The organism is Micromonospora sp. WMMD961 (assembly GCF_029626145.1).
Taxonomy (GTDB): domain Bacteria; phylum Actinomycetota; class Actinomycetes; order Mycobacteriales; family Micromonosporaceae; genus Micromonospora.
The window spans coordinates 2,214,556-2,231,193 of sequence record NZ_JARUBJ010000002.1 but is presented as its reverse complement, the minus strand read 5'-3'; the positions used below and the strand labels follow the sequence as shown (position 1 = coordinate 2,231,193).

The 16,638-nt window shown below is 72.3% G+C and carries 11 protein-coding genes; 3 read left to right on the top strand and 8 right to left on the bottom strand.

Annotation, left to right across the window (positions count from 1 at the left end; genetic code table 11):
• The 5 genes from O7614_RS10595 to O7614_RS10575 all read right to left on the bottom strand — a co-directional run bounded on the left by O7614_RS10595 (nucleotide 1) and on the right by O7614_RS10575 (nucleotide 11,209).
• Nucleotides 1-3,444, bottom strand: coding sequence for a thioester reductase domain-containing protein (locus O7614_RS10595; RefSeq protein WP_278138280.1), 3,444 nt, complete (start codon nucleotides 3,442-3,444; stop codon nucleotides 1-3).
• A 15-nt stretch (nucleotides 3,445-3,459) separates the two neighbouring features.
• Complete coding sequence (locus O7614_RS10590; protein ID WP_278138279.1) at nucleotides 3,460-3,798, bottom strand: acyl carrier protein; 339 nt, start codon at nucleotides 3,796-3,798, stop codon at nucleotides 3,460-3,462.
• Complete coding sequence (locus O7614_RS10585) at nucleotides 3,795-8,303, bottom strand: non-ribosomal peptide synthetase (RefSeq protein ID WP_278138278.1); 4,509 nt, start codon at nucleotides 8,301-8,303, stop codon at nucleotides 3,795-3,797. The genes O7614_RS10590 and O7614_RS10585 overlap by 4 nt, the downstream gene beginning before the upstream one ends.
• A gap of 93 nt (nucleotides 8,304-8,396) precedes the next feature.
• Nucleotides 8,397-10,196, bottom strand: coding sequence for a non-ribosomal peptide synthetase (locus O7614_RS10580; protein WP_278138277.1), 1,800 nt, complete (start codon nucleotides 10,194-10,196; stop codon nucleotides 8,397-8,399).
• A gap of 161 nt (nucleotides 10,197-10,357) precedes the next feature.
• Nucleotides 10,358-11,209, bottom strand: coding sequence for an NAD(P)-dependent oxidoreductase (locus O7614_RS10575; RefSeq protein ID WP_278138276.1), 852 nt, complete (start codon nucleotides 11,207-11,209; stop codon nucleotides 10,358-10,360).
• An 85-nt stretch (nucleotides 11,210-11,294) separates the two neighbouring features.
• On the opposite strand from O7614_RS10575, the gene O7614_RS10570 reads away from it, so the two are divergent.
• From O7614_RS10570 to O7614_RS10560, 3 genes are all read left to right on the top strand, one after another.
• On the top strand, nucleotides 11,295-12,122 hold the full coding sequence (locus O7614_RS10570; RefSeq protein WP_278138275.1) for a metallophosphoesterase: 828 nt from the start codon (nucleotides 11,295-11,297) through the stop codon (nucleotides 12,120-12,122).
• Nucleotides 12,123-12,460: 338 nt separating this feature from the next.
• Nucleotides 12,461-13,054 carry a DUF4240 domain-containing protein gene (locus tag O7614_RS10565; RefSeq protein WP_278138274.1) on the top strand — a complete coding sequence of 198 codons (594 nt, stop codon included), beginning with the start codon at nucleotides 12,461-12,463 and terminating at the stop codon, nucleotides 13,052-13,054.
• Between the two features lie 816 nt (nucleotides 13,055-13,870).
• Nucleotides 13,871-14,623, top strand: coding sequence for a GNAT family N-acetyltransferase (locus O7614_RS10560; protein ID WP_278138273.1), 753 nt, complete (start codon nucleotides 13,871-13,873; stop codon nucleotides 14,621-14,623).
• A 234-nt stretch (nucleotides 14,624-14,857) separates the two neighbouring features.
• On the opposite strand, the gene O7614_RS10555 is transcribed toward O7614_RS10560, so the two are convergent.
• The 3 genes from O7614_RS10555 to O7614_RS10545 all read right to left on the bottom strand — a co-directional run bounded on the left by O7614_RS10555 (nucleotide 14,858) and on the right by O7614_RS10545 (nucleotide 16,606).
• Complete coding sequence (locus O7614_RS10555; RefSeq protein ID WP_278138272.1) at nucleotides 14,858-15,637, bottom strand: nucleotidyltransferase domain-containing protein; 780 nt, start codon at nucleotides 15,635-15,637, stop codon at nucleotides 14,858-14,860.
• Nucleotides 15,637-16,308, bottom strand: a complete 672-nt coding sequence (locus O7614_RS10550; protein ID WP_278138271.1) for a nucleotidyltransferase domain-containing protein — start codon at nucleotides 16,306-16,308, stop codon at nucleotides 15,637-15,639. Before O7614_RS10550 ends, O7614_RS10555 begins: the two co-directional genes overlap by 1 nt.
• 112 nt (nucleotides 16,309-16,420) lie before the next feature.
• On the bottom strand, nucleotides 16,421-16,606 hold the full coding sequence (locus O7614_RS10545) for an ATP-grasp domain-containing protein (RefSeq protein ID WP_278138270.1): 186 nt from the start codon (nucleotides 16,604-16,606) through the stop codon (nucleotides 16,421-16,423).
• Nucleotides 16,607-16,638 lie beyond the last annotated feature (32 nt).

Genomic DNA, 16,638 nt, shown 5'->3' with positions numbered 1-16,638 from the left:
TCACCGCACCTCCACCCCGTCGTTCGTCCTCTTGAGCAGGTCGTTCAGAAGTTCGCCGAAGGCCGGGTCACGGTCGGCGAGGTAGGTCAGGCAGGTACGCAGCAGCGCACCCGACGGTGCGGGGCGCAGGCCACGCTCGGCCAGCCAGGGCTGCCAGGCCTCCGCCTCGAGCCCCGTCTCGCCCAGCTCGTGGCCCTCCTGCTCGTAGAGCGCCACCGTGGACAGCAGCTTGTTGCCCGTCTCCAGGGCCTGCGCGGAGACCTGCTGCTGCCAGTCGTCGGCCGGCGCCACCGCGGTCGGCAGCCCCGCCTCGGCCAGCAGCTGGAACATGCGACGCGGGCTGACCGCGTACCGGTCGACCAGGTGGAAGGCCCGACCGGCCGCGCCCCTGCTGACGGTGAGTTCGGCCATGGCGCGGGCGACATGGTCCACCGGCGCCATCGGCAGCGCACGGTCGTCGAGCGGGTGCGTGCCGACGGCCAGGCCGCTGGCGAGAATGGCCCAGATGAGGTCCTTGTCGTTGCACGCGCCGGTGCGGGTGGAGCCGAGGATGAAGCCGGGCCGGAACACCCGGATCCGCATGCCGTCGCGCTCGGCGCGTTCGAGGATCCGCTCCGCCACCCACTTGGTGACGCCGTACCCGCCCTGCAGCGGGTCCAGCGGCTGCTCGCGGGTCTCCAGGATGCGACCGTCGGCACCGAGGGCGTAGTGGGTGGCGGCGACCGTCGAGACGAAACCGACGTCGCGGATGCCGTGCCGGCGGGCCCAGCGCACCAGGTCCACCACGCTCAGCACGTTGTCCTGGCGCAGCGCCCGGTACGGCTCGGTGAAGACCACCTTCGCGGCGCAGTGCAGGATCGAGCCGATACGGCGGGCCAGCTGGCCGTCGCGGTAGTTCGCACAGGTCGTGGCGATGTCGGTCAGGTCACCGAGCACGATGTGCACCCGCTGGGGATCCGGGACCGGCAGGGCGAACTTCTCCGCCGCGGCGGCCAACCGTTCGCGGGCCGACTCCTCGTCGGCGGCCCGTACTGTGCAGTAGACCCGGCCGGTGGTGGTGGCCAGCAGCTCGTGCAGCAGGAACGCGCCGAGGAAGCCCGTCGCCCCGGTGAGCAGCACGTCGGTGCCCGGCTCGGCGGGCTCCGGGGCCAGCGGGCCGAGGTCGATCTCGAGGTCGGTGTCGACGAGGGCACCGTCGCCGTCGGCAACCTCGTCGATCTCCTCCGGCCCGCGGCCGGCGCCGCCGGCACCCTGCAGCGCGCGGACCATCCTCGCGAGCCGGCGGATGGTCGCCTGGCTGCCGCCGGCGCGGTGCACGTTGACCAGGACGCCCTGCGAGCGCTGGATCTCCAGCGCCATCCGCACCGACAGCAGTGAGGAACCGCCCAGCACGCCGAACTCGTCGTCGGGGCCGATGCCGTCCACGCCGAACAGCTCACGCCAGATGCGGACCAGCTCCGTCTCGACCGGATCGGCGTCGCCGCCGTCGGCCGGCACCGCCGCGGGCACCGGCGCGGCCGGCGCGTTCATCGGGCCGATGCGGTCCAGCGCCCAGTAGCGGCGGCGCCGGAAGGGGTACGTGGGCAGCGGCAACCGGCGGCCCGCCGGGTCGGGCACCGCCGCCCAGTCGACGTCGACCCCGTGCAGCCAGGCAACGGCGAGCGCCTCGTCGACGTCGTCGACGCTCGGCCGGTCGGGCAGCAGATGGCCCTCCCGGCCCGGCGTGCCGTCGCCGAGCAGCAGCGTGAAGCGTCCCGGCGGGGGCGGCACGACCGCCTGGTCGGTGATCTCCAGGGCGGACCCGAGGGCGGCCCGGAGCCGGTCGAGCACCACCGCCTCGGCGGTGTTGTCGGGCGGCAGCACCAGCACCGGACGACGCCGCTCGGCCCGCACGGTACGCACGGCCGGCGGACGGGGCAGCCGCAGCGCGGCGGCGAGCCGCTCGGCGGGGGCGGTGACGACCCGGCGTTCGGTGAACGCCGGCCGGCCCACCCGCAGCGTGTACGCCACGTCCGCGGCGGCCAGTTCGCCGGTGTCCAGCGCGTCGGCCAGCCGGCGCGACATCGCGTCGAGTTCGGTGCGGTTACGGGCGGAGAGCAGCAGACGGACCGCGTCTCCGGCCGATGCCGCCGGGCGGGTCGGCGCGGGCGGCGCCCCGAGCACGACCGCCACGTTGGTGCCGCCCAGCCCCATCGAGTTGACCAGCACGTGCCGGTCCGGATCGGCGCACACGTCCGCCTCGCGGGACAGGTACAGCGGGCTGTCTGCGAGGGTGCCCGGGTTGCGCGGCTGTTCGAAGAGCGGGTGCGGGGGCAGCACGCCGGTGTGGGCGACCTGCACGGCCTGGATCAGCCCGGCGATGCCGGCGGCGGACCCGCAGTGCCCGATGTTGACCTTCACCGAGCCGAGGGCGCAGAAGCCGGTGCGGGTGGTGGTGGCACGGATGCCGTCGGCCAGCCCGCGCAGCTCGATCTGGTCGCCGAGTGAGGTGCCGGAACCGTGCGCCTCGACGTAACGGAGCTGGTCACCGGAGACCCCGGCGACGCTCAGGGCGGCGGCGACCACGTCGGCCACGCCGGACGGGCTCGGCGCGGTGAAGCCGGAGCGGTCGCCACCGTCGTTGCCGACGGCGCTGCCCCGCACGACCGCGAGCACGGTGTCGCCGTCCGCCTGCGCGTCGGCGAGCCGACGTAGCACGACCGCGCCGACGCCGGAGGTGAACGAAGTGCCGGTGGAGCGGGCGTCGAACGCCCGGCACATCCCGTCGGCGGACATCAGGCCACCGGGCACGTACCGGTAGCCGGCCACCGGCTCGGAGACCGACGCGCCACCGGCCAGGGCGATGTCGCACTCCCCGGACAGCAGGCTGAGGACCGCGTAGTGCACCGCGTACAGCGCCGAGGAGCAGGCGGTCTGTACGCCGACAGCGGGACCGCGCAGGCCCAGCTTGTACGCCACCCGGGAGGTGAGAAAGTCGACCTGACCGCCCAGGTGCAGGTCGAAGTCGTCGACGGCGGCGGCCAACCCTTCCCGGGCGGCCTTGGCCGCGAACAACGCCTGCATGTAGGCGCTCGGGCTCGCACCGGCGAAGACGCCGACGACGGGTCCGTCCGGGCGGGCCGGGTGCCCGGCCGACTCCAGCGCCTCCCAGCACACCTCCAGGAAGAGCCGCTGCTGCGGATCGGTCGTCTCCGCCTCGGACGGCAGGTAGCCGAAGAATTCGGCGGCGAAGTCGGCGGCGCCGGGCAGGGCCGCGCCGACGCTGACGAAGTCGGGATCGGCCCGGGTCGCCTCGTCGACACCGGCCGCACGCAGTTGCTCGTCGCTCAACTCACGGGTGGACACGTGTCCGCTGCGGAGGTTGCCCCAGAACTCGCCGGGAGTCCAGGCGTCCGGGAAGCGGCACCCCACTCCGACGATCGCGATATCGGTGTCTGCGCTCATGACAGTCGTCCCCCCTCAACGGTCCGCGACGGCGTCGGTGTGGACCGCGCCCTGACGCCGGCCCAGCAGGCTGCCGCGGTTGCGTGCCCCGAGCAGGGTCAGCTTCCGTTCCCCGCCCTCGTCGGCGAGCAGTTCCGTCTGGGCCCGTACGGTGTTGTGCTGGAAGAGGTCGGCCGCCTCCAGCGGGCGGTCGGTCAGCCCCTCCAGTTCCTCGAGCACGACGATCAGCAGCAGCGAATCGCCTCCGGCCTCGAAGAAGTTGGTGTCCAGCGGCACGTCGGCGACCGGGACGTCCAGGGCGTTCGCCCAGGCGGCGGTCACCTGGGTCATCAGGTCCGGCTTCTCGTCGTTCACAGCGGGTTTCCCTTCAGTGCGGGTGAATCCAGGTCGGCGGCGAGATCGGACGCACACCGGGCGCAGTCGTCCAGCAGATCGGCGACCGAGCGTTCGTCGAACAGCTCGGTCGCGTACGCCGCGGTCAGCACGAGCCCGTCCGGCAGGGCGTCGGCGCCCACCTCCAGCTCGAACTTGACCCGGGTCGCGGTCAGTGGCACGGCGTCGGCGGTGACGTCCGGGCCGAACGACGGCGGGGCCGGGGTGACGTCGCCCGCGGCGAGGTAGACCGGGGTGATCGGCGGGCGGCTCAGGTCGCGGTCGGGATGCAGGGCGGCGGCGACGGCGTCGAACGGCGCATCGGCGTCCCGGTAGCCGGCGAGGCTCTCCTCCTGGACCCGGCGCAACACTTCCCGCCACGTCGGCGCGCCGGTCAGGTCGACGCGGAGCACCGCCGTGTTGACCAGCATGGCGACGGCGTCGGCGGCCTCGCGGGCCTCCCGACCGCCCCACGGGTAGGCGAAGAGGAAGTCCCGCTGGTCGCCGCGGTGGGCCAGCGCCACGGCGAGCACCGCCGCGGTGGTCATGAAGGTGGTCGCGCCGAGCGGGCGGGTCGCCGCACGGATCCGCTCGGTGAGCTCCGCCGTCAGCCGGCGGGACACGGTGGCGCCGGTGACCGGCTGCACGGACGGCCGGGGCCGGTCGTGTGGCAGATGGATGTCGGTGGGCGCGCCGCGCAGGCGCTCGACCACCGCGGCCACCCGGCCGTCGGCTTCGGCGCCGACCACCGCGCCGGCGAGCGCCGCCGGATGCACCGGTGGGGGAAGCACCGGGGCGCGCCCTTCGACGCCGGCCCGGTACGACTCGCCGATCTGGTCGAGCAGCAGTTGCATGGACCAGCCGTCGGCGGCGATGTGGTGCACGGTGAGCACCAGCAGTGTCCGCGGCCCGGACCCGAGCAGGTACGCGCGGGCCGGGGCGTCGACAGCCAGGTCGAACGGGGCCCAGCAGGCGTCCTGCACCCGCGCGGCGAGTTCGGCCGGTGGCACGTCGTCGACGCGGATGACGGCGGGCGGCGGTCCGTCGGTGCGGTAGCGCACCCGCCGCTCGGTGCGGACCAGCCGGAACCGGGAGCGCAGGGCGGGATGGCGGCCCAGCACGTCGCGTACCGCCGCCGCCAGGCGGTCCCGGTCGACGGCACCGGTGAGGCGTACGACCAGCGGCGACAGGTACGCCGCTCCCAGCGCGGGCAACCGGCTGATCGCCCAGAGCCGCTGCTGGATGGGCGTCGCCGGGTACGAGCCGCCCTCGTCGGGTGCCGGGCCGCCGCTCGTCTCGGCGTCATCCTCCTCGACGGCGGTGTCGTCGGCGGCGAGCAGGCGGGCGAGGCCGGCGACGGTCGGCTCGGTGAGGAAGTCCCGCAGCGGCACGGCCCGGCCGGTACGCCGCTGCGCCTCGGCGAGCAGGCGCACCGCCAGCAGCGAGTGACCGCCGAGGGTGAAGAAGCTGTCGTCCGGGCCGAGCGGGTCGGTGTGCTCCCCCCTCTCGCTGAGCACGTCGCCGAAGAGCGCGGCCACGGCCGCCTCGGCGGCGGTCAGCCGGCGGGCCGCCACTGTCGTGTGGGCCAGCCGCGTCGACGGCAGGGCGGCGAGGGCCGCGAAGTCGACCTTGTCGTTACCGGTGCGCGGCAGGGCGTCGACCGCGTACACATCGGTCGGCAGCACCGCCGGTGGCAGCCAGCGCTGCAACGGCCGGACCAGGTCGTCCCGGCCGGGCAGCGCCATGCCGTCGGTGTCGAGCTGGACGTACGCGACCAGCCGCGGCGGGTCGCCGACCGGATGGACGGCGGCGGCCCGCACCCCCGGCTGGTCCTCCATCAGCCGGGCCACCTCACCGGGCTCGATCCGGTGCCCGAGGATCTTCACCTGCTCGTCGACCCTGCCCAGGTACTCCAGCAGACCGTCGCGGCGCAGCGCCACCCGGTCGCCGGTGCGGTAGATCCGCCGATTTCGACCGGGGTCCCACGGATCCACCGGGAAGGCGACGGCGGTCCGCTCGGGGTCGCCGAGGTAGCCCAACGACACCCCGGCCCCGGCAAGGCACAGCTCGCCCGCCACCCCGGCCGGCAGCTCCTCCAGGTGCGGCCCGAGCACGTAGGCGCGGGTGTTGGGCAACGGCCGGCCGATCGCGGGCGGTCGCGGGTCGGCGGGATCGGTGAGGGCGAACGTGCTGATGCAGGAGGCCTCGGTCGGGCCGTACACGTTGACCACCGGCACGCCCCACTGCCGGGCGCACCGCTCCACGGTGTGCCGGGGCAACGCCTCGCCACCGATGTAGAGCCGGCGCAGGCTGGTGCCGGTCTCCTCGTCGGCGTCCAGCACGGCGCGGCAGAGGCTGGGCGTCAGCGACATCGTGGTCGCGCCGTGCGGCCCGTGCAGCAGCCGGGCCAGCAGGCGCGGGTCGCGGCGGGTCTCCTCGTCGGCCATGATCAGCTGCGCCCCGGCGACCAGTGCCCGGAAGGTCTCGAAGCTGGCCGGGTCGAACGAGACCGAGAATGCGCAGAGCAGCCGGTCCGTGCTGTCCAGCCCGGTTTCGGCGTTCCACCAGGCGATGGTGTTGAGCAGGCTGCGGTGCGGCACGACCGCGCCCTTCGGCCGGCCGGTGGTGCCGGAGGTGTAGATGATGACCGCCGGGTCGTCGCCGTCGACCGGTGCCGGGCGCCGCCCGGGCGGCGGCTCGGCGACCGTGGCCTCGTCGAGGCGTACGACCGGCACCCCGAGCCGATCCAGCAGGTCGGCGTCGACCAGGCGGCGGCCGGTGGCGTCGAGCACGATCGCCGCGGCACCGAGTTCGGTGACGATGTGCTCCAGCTTGTCGACGGGAGTGTCCGGGTTGAGCGGCGTGTACGCGGCACCGGCACGCAGCACCCCCAACCAGCCGGCGACGAGCGCGCCACCGCGGTCGGCGACGACGGGCACCCGGCCGCCCACCGGTACGCCGGCCGCGGCGAGCCGGTCCGCGAGCCACCAGGAGGTGCCGTCGAGTTCCCGCCAGCTGGTGTCCACCCCGGCGCACGTGACCGCGCAGGCGTCCGGGTCCAGCCCGGTGAGCCGCGTGTCGATCGCCTCCAGCACCGTCCGGTGTGCCGGGGTGCGGGACTCGCCGACCAACGTGCCGGCCGGCATCCCCGCCGCCGGAGTGGAGAGCGGCAACCCGCTCACCGGCCGGCCCGGATCGGTGACGGCGGCACCGAGCAGGTTGACGAACCCCTCGGCCAGCGCCGTGGCGACGTCGGGCCGGTAACGGTCCACGTCGTACTCGACGAGGCCGGTCAGCCCCTCCTCGCCCTCCTCCAGCACGAATGCCACGTCGAACTTGGCGGTCCCGGTGGCGAGCTGCTGCGGTGCCGCCCACCTGGCGGGGCCCTGCGCGGTGGGGGCGTTCTGCAGGACGAACGCCACGTCCACCGGGTCGCCGTAGCCGGCCGGCAGGGCCGCCACCAGCTGGTCGTACGGGACGCGCTGATAGCTGAGGGCGCGGAACGCCTCGGTGCGTACCGCCGTGCACAGCTCGGCGAACGTGCGGTCGGCACCCGGGCGGCAGCGGACCGGCACGGTGTTGGCGAAGAAACCGACGAGCCGCTCCAGCTCGGACCGGGGTCGGTTGGCGGCGACCGTGCCGATCAGGAAGTCGTCGCGCCCGGACCAGCGGGCGAGCACCGTCTGAAAGGCCGCCAGCAGCACGACGTACGGCGTGGCCCCCAGGGCGCCGGCCAGCTCACAGGTGGCTGCCCAGGTCGTCGCCGGCAGGGTGAAGCGGTGCTCTGCGCCGGCCCGCGTCGGCCCGGCCCGACCGCCGGCACGGCGGTTACCCAAGACCAGTCCACCGGGGACGGCGGTCAGCTCGGCCACCCGCTCGGCGAGCACCGCGCGGGTGCCGCGGGCGTCGAAGGCGGCGCGGTCGGCGACGGCGAAGTCGGCGTACCGCACCGGCAGCGGCTCGAAGGCGGGCGACGCACCGGCCACCGCCGCCTCGTACGCGGCGGCCAGGTCCTCGAAGAGCGGAGCCAGCGACCATCCGTCCACGGCGATGTGGTGGATGGTGATGAGTAGCAGGTCGCCACCGGGCACGCCGCGCCACAGCGTGCACCGCCAGGGCGCCTCGCCGGCCAGGTCGAACGGGACGCGTGCCCGCTCGTCGGCCTGCCGCCGGGCAGCGCTCCCGGCCTCGGGGTGGTCGGCCAGGTCGACGACCTCCAACGGCACCGAACCGGGGTCGCCGACGACCTGGACCGGCCGGTCCTCGTGCAGCCGGTAGGTGGTGCGCAGCACCTCGTGCCGGTCCGCGACGGCGGCGAGCGCCTCGGCCAGGGCGTCGGCGTCGGCGGCCTGGGTCCAGCGCACCAGCAGCGGCACGTTGTAGGTGGGCGTGCCCGGCGCGGCGGTCTCGATGTACCAGAGGCGTTCCTGCGCGTACGACAGCGGCGCGACCGACGAGTCGGTTCGGGCCAGGGTGGTTGGTGTCACGACATCCCCCCGGTGCGGAAACAGACAGTGGAGCGGTGCGCGGCGATGCCTCGCGGACGGAGCTTGTGACGGCGGTGGCTGGGAGTGGGCCGCTCAGATGGCGACGGGCTGACGGTCGCGCAGCCGGTCGCCGAGGTCGGCGGCCGAGGTCGCGAGGAGCACGTCGTGCGGTTCCACCTCGACGCCGAGCCGTTCGGAAAGGCGCGACGCCGCCTGGATGGCCAGGATCGAGTTGCCACCGAGGTCGAGGAACGTGTCGGTGCGGGAGACCGAACCGAGGCTCAACACGTCACGCCAGGTTTCCGTGACCCCGGCCAGCACCGGGTCCCCGCTGTCGTCCCCGCCGAAGCCGTCGTCGTTGACGAGGGCGAGCAGCGCGTCGCGATCGGCCTTGCCGGTCTGGCCGACCGGCAGGGCGTCCAGGACGATCCACCGGGCCGGCACCATGTAGCGGGGCACGCGGGCCAGCAGGGCCGCCGACAACTGCGACGCGGTCGGTGCCGTGCCCGGCGCGGGCAGCACGAAGCCGACCAGGAGAGCCTGCGGGCCCTCCCCGACCTTCTCCACGATGGCGACGTCGGCCAGCCCAGTGGCCATGGCCGCCCGCTCGATCTCCTCCAGCTCGATGCGGAACCCGCGAAGTTTCACCTGCCGGTCGCGGCGGCCGAGCAGCTCGACATCGCCGTCGGCGGTGCGGCGGGCCAGGTCGCCGGAGCGGTAGACCACCTCACCGTCGGGCAGCCGGACGAACCGCTGCGCGGTCAGTTCGGGCTGCCCGAGGTAGCCCAGCGCCACCTTCGGGCCGCCGATGCACAACTCGCCCGTCGCTCCGGCGGCGACCGGGCGCTGCTGGTCGTCGAGCAGGTGCAGGGTGGTGTGCTGCAACGCCCGGCCGATCGGCACCCGGTCCACGTCGGCGAGGTTGGCCGCGGTCACCTCGTGGTACGCGGCGAAGGTGGTGGTTTCGGTCGGGCCGTACGCGTTGACCAGCCGTCGTGGCGGCGTCGCCGCGAGCACGGCGCGCGCGGCGGCGAGCTGCATCTGCTCCCCGCCGACGAGCAGGTTCCGCACGGTGCCGAAGGCGGCCGGGCGTTCCCGCGCGACCATGTGGAACAGCGAGGTGGTCAGGAACATGGTGGTGATGCGCTCGGCGCGCAGCAGCTCCACCCACTCGTCCAGGGTCACCTCGGTCACGGCGGGCAGGACCACCAGCGTGCCGCCGGCGGTCAGGGTGCTCCACACCTCGAAGGTGGTCGCGTCGAATGCCGGGTTCGAGAGGTTGACCACCCGGTCGCCTGGCGCCACCGGACAGTATTCGGCACCGTCGACCAGCCCCACCACCGCGCGGTGCGGCACCACCACTCCCTTGGGGCGACCGGTGGAACCGGAGGTGTACGCCACGTAGAGCGCCTCGTCGCCGTGGGCCCCCTCGTCGAAGGTGGGCTCGCCCGACGTGGTCGGTGTCGCTCCGGCACCGCCGGCGGGCACACGGGTGAGGTCGGCCGTCAGCGTCCAGCCGGTCGGCTCGCCGTGGGTGGCCGTGACGACCAGGCGTGCCTCGGCCTCAGTGATGATGGCGGCGGTGCGGTCGGCCGGGTTGCCGGCGTCCAGGGGCAGGTAGGCGGCCCCGCAGCGGGCGACGGCGAGGATCGCGACGATCAGCTCGGCGGAACGCCCCAGCGCCAGCGCGACGGTGTCGCCACGGCGGGCACCGTGCCGGGTGAGCTCGGTGGCCAGCCGGGTGGACTCCTGCCACAGCTCGCGGTAGGTCAGCTCCCGGCCGGTGACCGCCTCGCGCACGGCGGTCGCGTCCGGGCTCCGGCGCAGCCAGGCGCCGACGAGTTCATGCGCCGATCGCGAGATGATGGATTCGTCCAGACGCACCCGTGCCACGATTCTTCCCCCCGTTGTTCACCTTCGATTCATACGATGGCCACCCTCGCTAGACAATGACTTAACGCCGTGGACCGGGAGAGACGACGACGGCGACCCCCGAGGGGGTCGCCGTCGCAGCGCTCGTCGTGGATGATCCCGCCGTGCCCGCCCCGCGGGCCTCAGCGGGCCGCGGCCCGCCGCAACACCGCGACGATCTCCCCGATGTCGCTCTCGGAGAGCCGCGGCAGTTCGGTGGCGAACTGCTGGTGCGCGGCGGCGATGACGCCCTCCGCCGGCGCGCCGGCCTCGATCGCGAGCTTCAGATCCTTCGCGGCCAGCCCGTACGAGAACTGGGTGGGTGCCTGCGGATCGTCCAGCCTGGCCCGTACCCGCGGCACCAGTGAGCCGAGCGCGGTGCCGCTCAGCGCCGTCATGGTGGTGTCGGTGGAGAGCCCGAGCCGGTCGCCCAGCGCCAACGCCTCACCGACCAGCACGAACGAGCCGCACAGGGCCACGTTGACGACCAGCTTGACCGCCGCGCCGGCACCCAGCGGCCCGACGTGCTGGACCTTCCCGAGCACCTCCAGCACCTCGCGCACCCGGGCCAGCGTCTGGCTGTCGCCCCCGAAGAGGATCGCCAGTTCGCCGGCGGCGGCTGCCGGCAGGCTGCCCTTGACCGGCGCGTCGGCGAGGTCGACGTCGGGCAGCCGGTCGTGCAGCGAGGCGACGTGATCGGGGCCGATGGTCGACATCTCGACCAGCGTCGTGGCCGGCCCGAGCGCCGCCGCGGCACCGTGCTCGCCGAAGAGCACCGCGTCCACGGCGGCCGGCCCGGTCAGCATGGTGATCACCACGTCGGCGTCGGCGACCGCCTCGGCCGGGGTCGCCGCTGCCCGGGCCCCCGCCTGCACCAACGGCGCCGCCTTGTGGACGGTACGGTTCCAGACCGTCACCTCGTGGCCGGCGGCGACCAGCCGGCCGGCCATCAGGGAGCCCATCCGACCGAGACCAAGAAATCCGATGCGTGTCATCCGCACAACCTAACGTCACCCGAGGCGGCGCGCCTCGCCCGCGCGCGGACACCCCGGTCGATGGGTGGCGGGTAGGATCCGCCGAGTGACTGTGGACCAGACGCCGCTCTTCGTGGTCGCCGACGTGCACGGCCACCGCGCCGAGCTGCGCGACGCGCTGCACGGGGCCGGCCTCACCGACGCGGACGGGCGCTGGTCCGGCGCGGACGCGCGGCTGTGGCTGCTCGGTGACTACGTCGACCGCGGTCCCGACGGCATCGGGGTCATCGACGACGTACGCCGACTGGCCGGGCAGGCCGCCTCGGCCGGCGGCGAGGTGCAGGCGCTGCTGGGCAACCACGAGGTGCAGTTGCTCGCGGCGCACCTCCTCGGCACCACCACCGTGCCCGGTTGGCCGCAGCAGGACGGCTTCCGGGGCGCCTGGGCGCGCTTCGGCGGCCGGGAGGACGACCTACGCCGGCTCGGTGACGAGCACATCTCGTGGATCGTCTCCCGGCCGGCCATGGCGGTGGTCGACGGCTACCTGCTGGTGCACTCCGACACCACCCGCTACCGGGAGTTCGGCGACAGCGTCGCCGCCGTCAACGCGGGGATCGCGGCGGCGCTCACCAGCCGGGACGCCGCCGGCTGGCTCGCCTTCTGCCAACTGATCAGTGACCGTGGCGCGTTCCGCGACAGCGAGCCGGCCAGCCCGGACGACGCCGTGGCCACCATGCTCGACACGTACGGGGGCGAGGTGCTGGTGCACGGGCACAGCACCCTCACCAAGCACTTCGGGGTGGCCCCCGGCGACGTACGCGAGGCGCTGCGGTACGCCGACGGCCGCGTCCTCGCCATCGACGGCGGCGTCTACGAGGGCGGCCGCGTCCTGCTCACCCGCCTCGACGAGCCCCGCCCGTCCGCCGCCACCTGACCGGTGTCGGCTTCCGCGGCCACTTCGCTCGATCGGGCAGCACGCTCACAAACGCCGCACCTCGTCCGCGGCAGATCGGTGCGTCTCGCCGGCGCTGCCAAGGTGGAGCGGCAGGACTGCGGCGGTCGTCACGGCCAGGTCGCGGTCGAGAACCTCATCCGGCGGAACGAACACCATCGCGCAGCCCTCACCGACCACCACATCTTGCTGCCGAGCACCGGTCCTGCCGCGGAAAACGTGAACAGTCACCGTGTGCGGGAAGCCAGCGGCTGCTCGCGACTGGTGCCCGGGCCGACGGGCATGAATTGTGTCGGTTGGCCGTGGGAGACTCTCGCGCCGTGGACGTTGACGAGTTTTGGGCGGTCGTGGAGTCGGCCGGGGCGGGTCTCGACGGGCGGACCGGCGACGACGGTGAGGCCGTTGCCGCGGCACTGGTGACGCGTTTGGCCGCGACATCACCGGAGGGCATCCTCGAGTTCCAGGAGCTGTTCGATCAGCTCCATGACGCCCTCTACCGCTGGGACGTGTGGGCGGCTGCGTACCTGATCGGCGGTGGATGCTCGGACGACAGTTTCATCGATTTCCGGGCGGGAGTCATCGCGCTCGGGCGCGAGTGGTACGACCGTGTCCTGGCCTCCCCCGACGGACTGGCTGACCATCCCGTGGTACGACAAGCAGCAGCCGAGGAAGACGACGGCGCGCTGTTCGCCGAGTCGGTGAACTACGTAGCCAGCGAGGCCTACGAGCAGGTCACGGGTGGTAACGACGACGCCTTCTACGAAGCGATGAAGGCCCGCCAACACGCTGCGGGCAGCCTCGACGAGACCCGCGAGCCCGACATGGGTGAGGACTTCGACTTCGACAACGACGACCAGATGCGACGTCGGCTGCCGCGGCTGGCCGAGCTTTTCCTCAACCCCAGCGAGGATTGATCCCAGTAGCTGAGCCTCGACGCTCAGAGACGGCGCGGCCAAGTCAGGACAGGACAGGGTCCTTTGTAGTGAACCCTTACTTCCGTCGTCGGTGGAACACATCACGAGGTGACAAGTTCGACCTCCGAGGCTACGCGGCGTACTGCCGCGAGACCGCGGAGGACGGCCGGCCGGTGCGCCAGCCTGAGGTGTACGACGCGGCTGAGGCCGGTCTGCGAACTTGGCATCAGAAACATGATCTAGGGCCTGTTTCATAAGAACTGGCCGGCCTGCGGCGGGCCCGGACGACGCCCGGCGGCGTTGCGGTTTCGTCCGGATACAACACCGGTATCCGGACGAAACCGCGCCTTGCCGGATCGCCGTCCGGACTCCGCCTCGGCTCGACCGCCCTTATGAAACAGGCCCTAGTGGATTGTTCTCGACATGACAGCGCACGGCGCGCCAGGCGCTACCACGCGCGACAGCGGCAGATGAGGACAGTGCAGAGCGAGCGTTCACCAGCTAGAGGCGGAGATGGAGGTGGGAGCTCGTTCTCGCCGAGCTAACGCGCGTATCAGTTCAGCGTCGGCACTGCGGATGCGGCAGTAATCAAGGTTGACAAGCTCAGGCCAGCTGCGGCAACCTTGCAGCCGACCACGCGATCGGCGTGGGCACTCTGCATGAGGGAATGACGCCTGTGATCCGGGTAGGCCGAGCGGCCGCCTGAGTGTTGACCACGCGACGAATGATCGTCGCGAGGCTCTATCACGGTTGAGCGGTCCAACGATTCTTTCCGCGCACCGCAGCTTCCCTCATGCATCGAGGTTCACGTTGATCATGGATGTCCGCATTCAGCAGTCCGTCGTCGCCAACCTGTCCAACCGACCCGCGCCCGTAGAGGTGGGGCCGTTCGTCATTGGGATGGATCCGACAACGACCAGTCCCTACGTCAATTACGCGACGCCACGTCCCGGTACTGCCATCACAGCTGCCGATGTCACCGCCCTGGTCGCAGCCTTCCACGCGGCTGGCCGCAAACCCCGATTGGAGTACGTCACCAGCTGCGCCCCAAGACTGGAAGCACTCTTGACTGCCGCCGGTTTCAGCGTCGAAGCCCGGCACACTTACCTGCTCTGTATGCCCGACACGTTGAAGACACCACCCACGCTCGACCACCTCGGTCTGCACGAACCGGACACCGATTCTCAGCGCGCCGCGCTGATTAGCGCGCAGAACGAAGCCTTCGGCGGCGACCCGGTGGCCACCGAGGCTGACGTAGCTCGCCTCCGGCGCCAGCAGGGCGCCGGAGGCGTGGCCGTCATGGCCGTCACTGACGACGGCACCTGCGCCGGAGGTGGCGGGGCGGTCCCGCCCACCGGCGCGGTAAGCGAGGTGGCCGGCATCGCCGTTCGCAAACCCTACCGCCGCCAGGGACTGGCGGGCGCGATCACCGCCGAGGCAACCCGGAGGCTGTTCACCGCAGGCGCGGAAATCGCCTGGCTGGAGGCCTCTGGCGAGGAATCGTGGTGGATATACGAGCGCGCCGGCTACCGACCTGCCGGTCAGCGGCTCTACATCGCCATTAACTGAGGTCCGACACAAAGCCCGGGCTGAGGTCATCGACCAAGGCCCGGGCCACCTCGGCGGTTCACTTCACACCACGGAGCAACCGCTCACCGGCTACGAGCGGAAGCCGCCCTACCGCCTCTGCGGGACGCCAACGCTGACGCCTTCGGGTCCGCCGAAGAAGTCTCCAGCCTGAAGTGCCCGCTCAGGACGTCGCCCGTGGGATCGATCTCCCAGATGACGGACCTGCGGCGGACCTCAGCCCGCTGACTCACGACACTGGTTGGGGAGCCCGTGCAGCCGGGTGCGCACCACCAGGTCGTGCAGGGCGTCCACGGCTGCCGGATCTACGCGCTCGGGCAACACCGAGATGTCCCGGGCCGTCTCCAACTCGGCGCGCAGCCGCGACACGTCGGTGGCGAGCCACCCTGCAACGCCCGCGGGGAGCGCGCCATGCTCGGCCTCCCGTTTGGCGGCAATGAGATCCGGTACGTACGACAACCTCGTTCCGAGCACGGCAAGGTTCGTCTCTATGCGGCCGGTCCGCATCAGGTGGATCCCGGTGAGCAGGACCCGCAGTGTGTACAGCGCAGGCTTGAGCTGCCCGGTTTTGGCGTACAACTTCTCCTGGGTGGCCGCGAATCCGAGGTAGTGGTGCGCATGGTGACGGGTGACCAGCCGCGAGGCCAGGGAAATGAGTTCGGCGTGCACCACAGTGGTCACCACCACCAGCGGTGACAACAGCTGCTCCAGAACGTACCCGTTGCGGCTGTTCAACAGCTTGACGAACTTCAGCAGATCGTGGCTGACCACATCCAACTCGACGTCGTCGCGCACGCCCATGTGCTGCAACGTCTGCGGCCCGGTGCGCAACCCGACGACTTCCTCGGGCGAGAGGAGGTGCACGGCCCGCAGATCCAGATCGGAGTCGATGGACGCGAATCCGTAGAGATGCGCACCGCTAACGGTGGCGAACAGCAGCGGACGGGGCAGGGCGCAGGCCACCTCGGCAGCCCAGGGCGGCACTTCGGTGGTCACTACAGGTTCCTTTCCCGTACAGCCGCGAGCAGCCGATCCACGTCAACCCGGTCGGGCTGATCAGGCAGCGCGGTGCTGGCGGCCGCGTCGGCAAGCTCGACCAGTAGGTCCGCCGCCCAGGCGGCGACCTCATCCCAGGGCAGCTCGCCGCGCCGCACCGCGAGCAGCCGGTCGCGCAGGTGACGAACGTCGACCAGCACTTCCCCGGTACGCAGCACATGCGCCCCGGCGACCAGCAGCCGGATCATATGCATGGACTGCTTGTGATTCGTCTCGCCGGTGCGCTCGCGGCGGGCCGCCACTCGGTTGAGCTGGTCCCGGGCGTAGTTGCCGTAGGTCTCAGCCACCCGCCTCGACAGGAACGCCTGCCGTGCTGCCAGCAACCACTCCCCGTCGACGGTGATCGTCTCGACCATCGGGGACCAGAGCACCTCCAGGACTGTCGGGTTGCCCTGCAGGGCCAGGACGCAGAAGCGTTCGAACTCCCAGGAGAACTGCTCCACCGCCGGACCGTCGAGGTGAGTGGGCGGCTTGTCGAGGTGCCAGAACGCCCGTGTGGGCGCCACATACACACCGCGCCGGTCGTAGTCGGAGGCCAGTTCATGCAGCCCGTACGCCCGCGACCCGACCACAACGGCGAGAACCGTATGCCGCTCGACAAGCTCGATCACGCCCGGGACGCTACCCAATCACCGCCCTACCCGCGCCACCCTTTTCGCGCACTCCGCGTCCGTGAGGTTCGGCTCTTCGAGCCCGGCGATCATCGGTGCGATCGGGGCCGGATCATTTCGACCGGTGCGGCAGAATCGTCTGGCTGTCCGGATGCGCTCCGATCAGAACGAACACGCCGCCGACCCACCATGTGCGCGCCTCGGCGGAGGCAAACCGCTCGAAGCGCCGCAACACGAAGCCGCCAACCAAGTCGTCGTCGCGCAGCGGCTCACCGCGCTCCACGCTGCGGTTCAGCACCAGAACGCCTGACCCCCGTGGTCGAGTTGCGA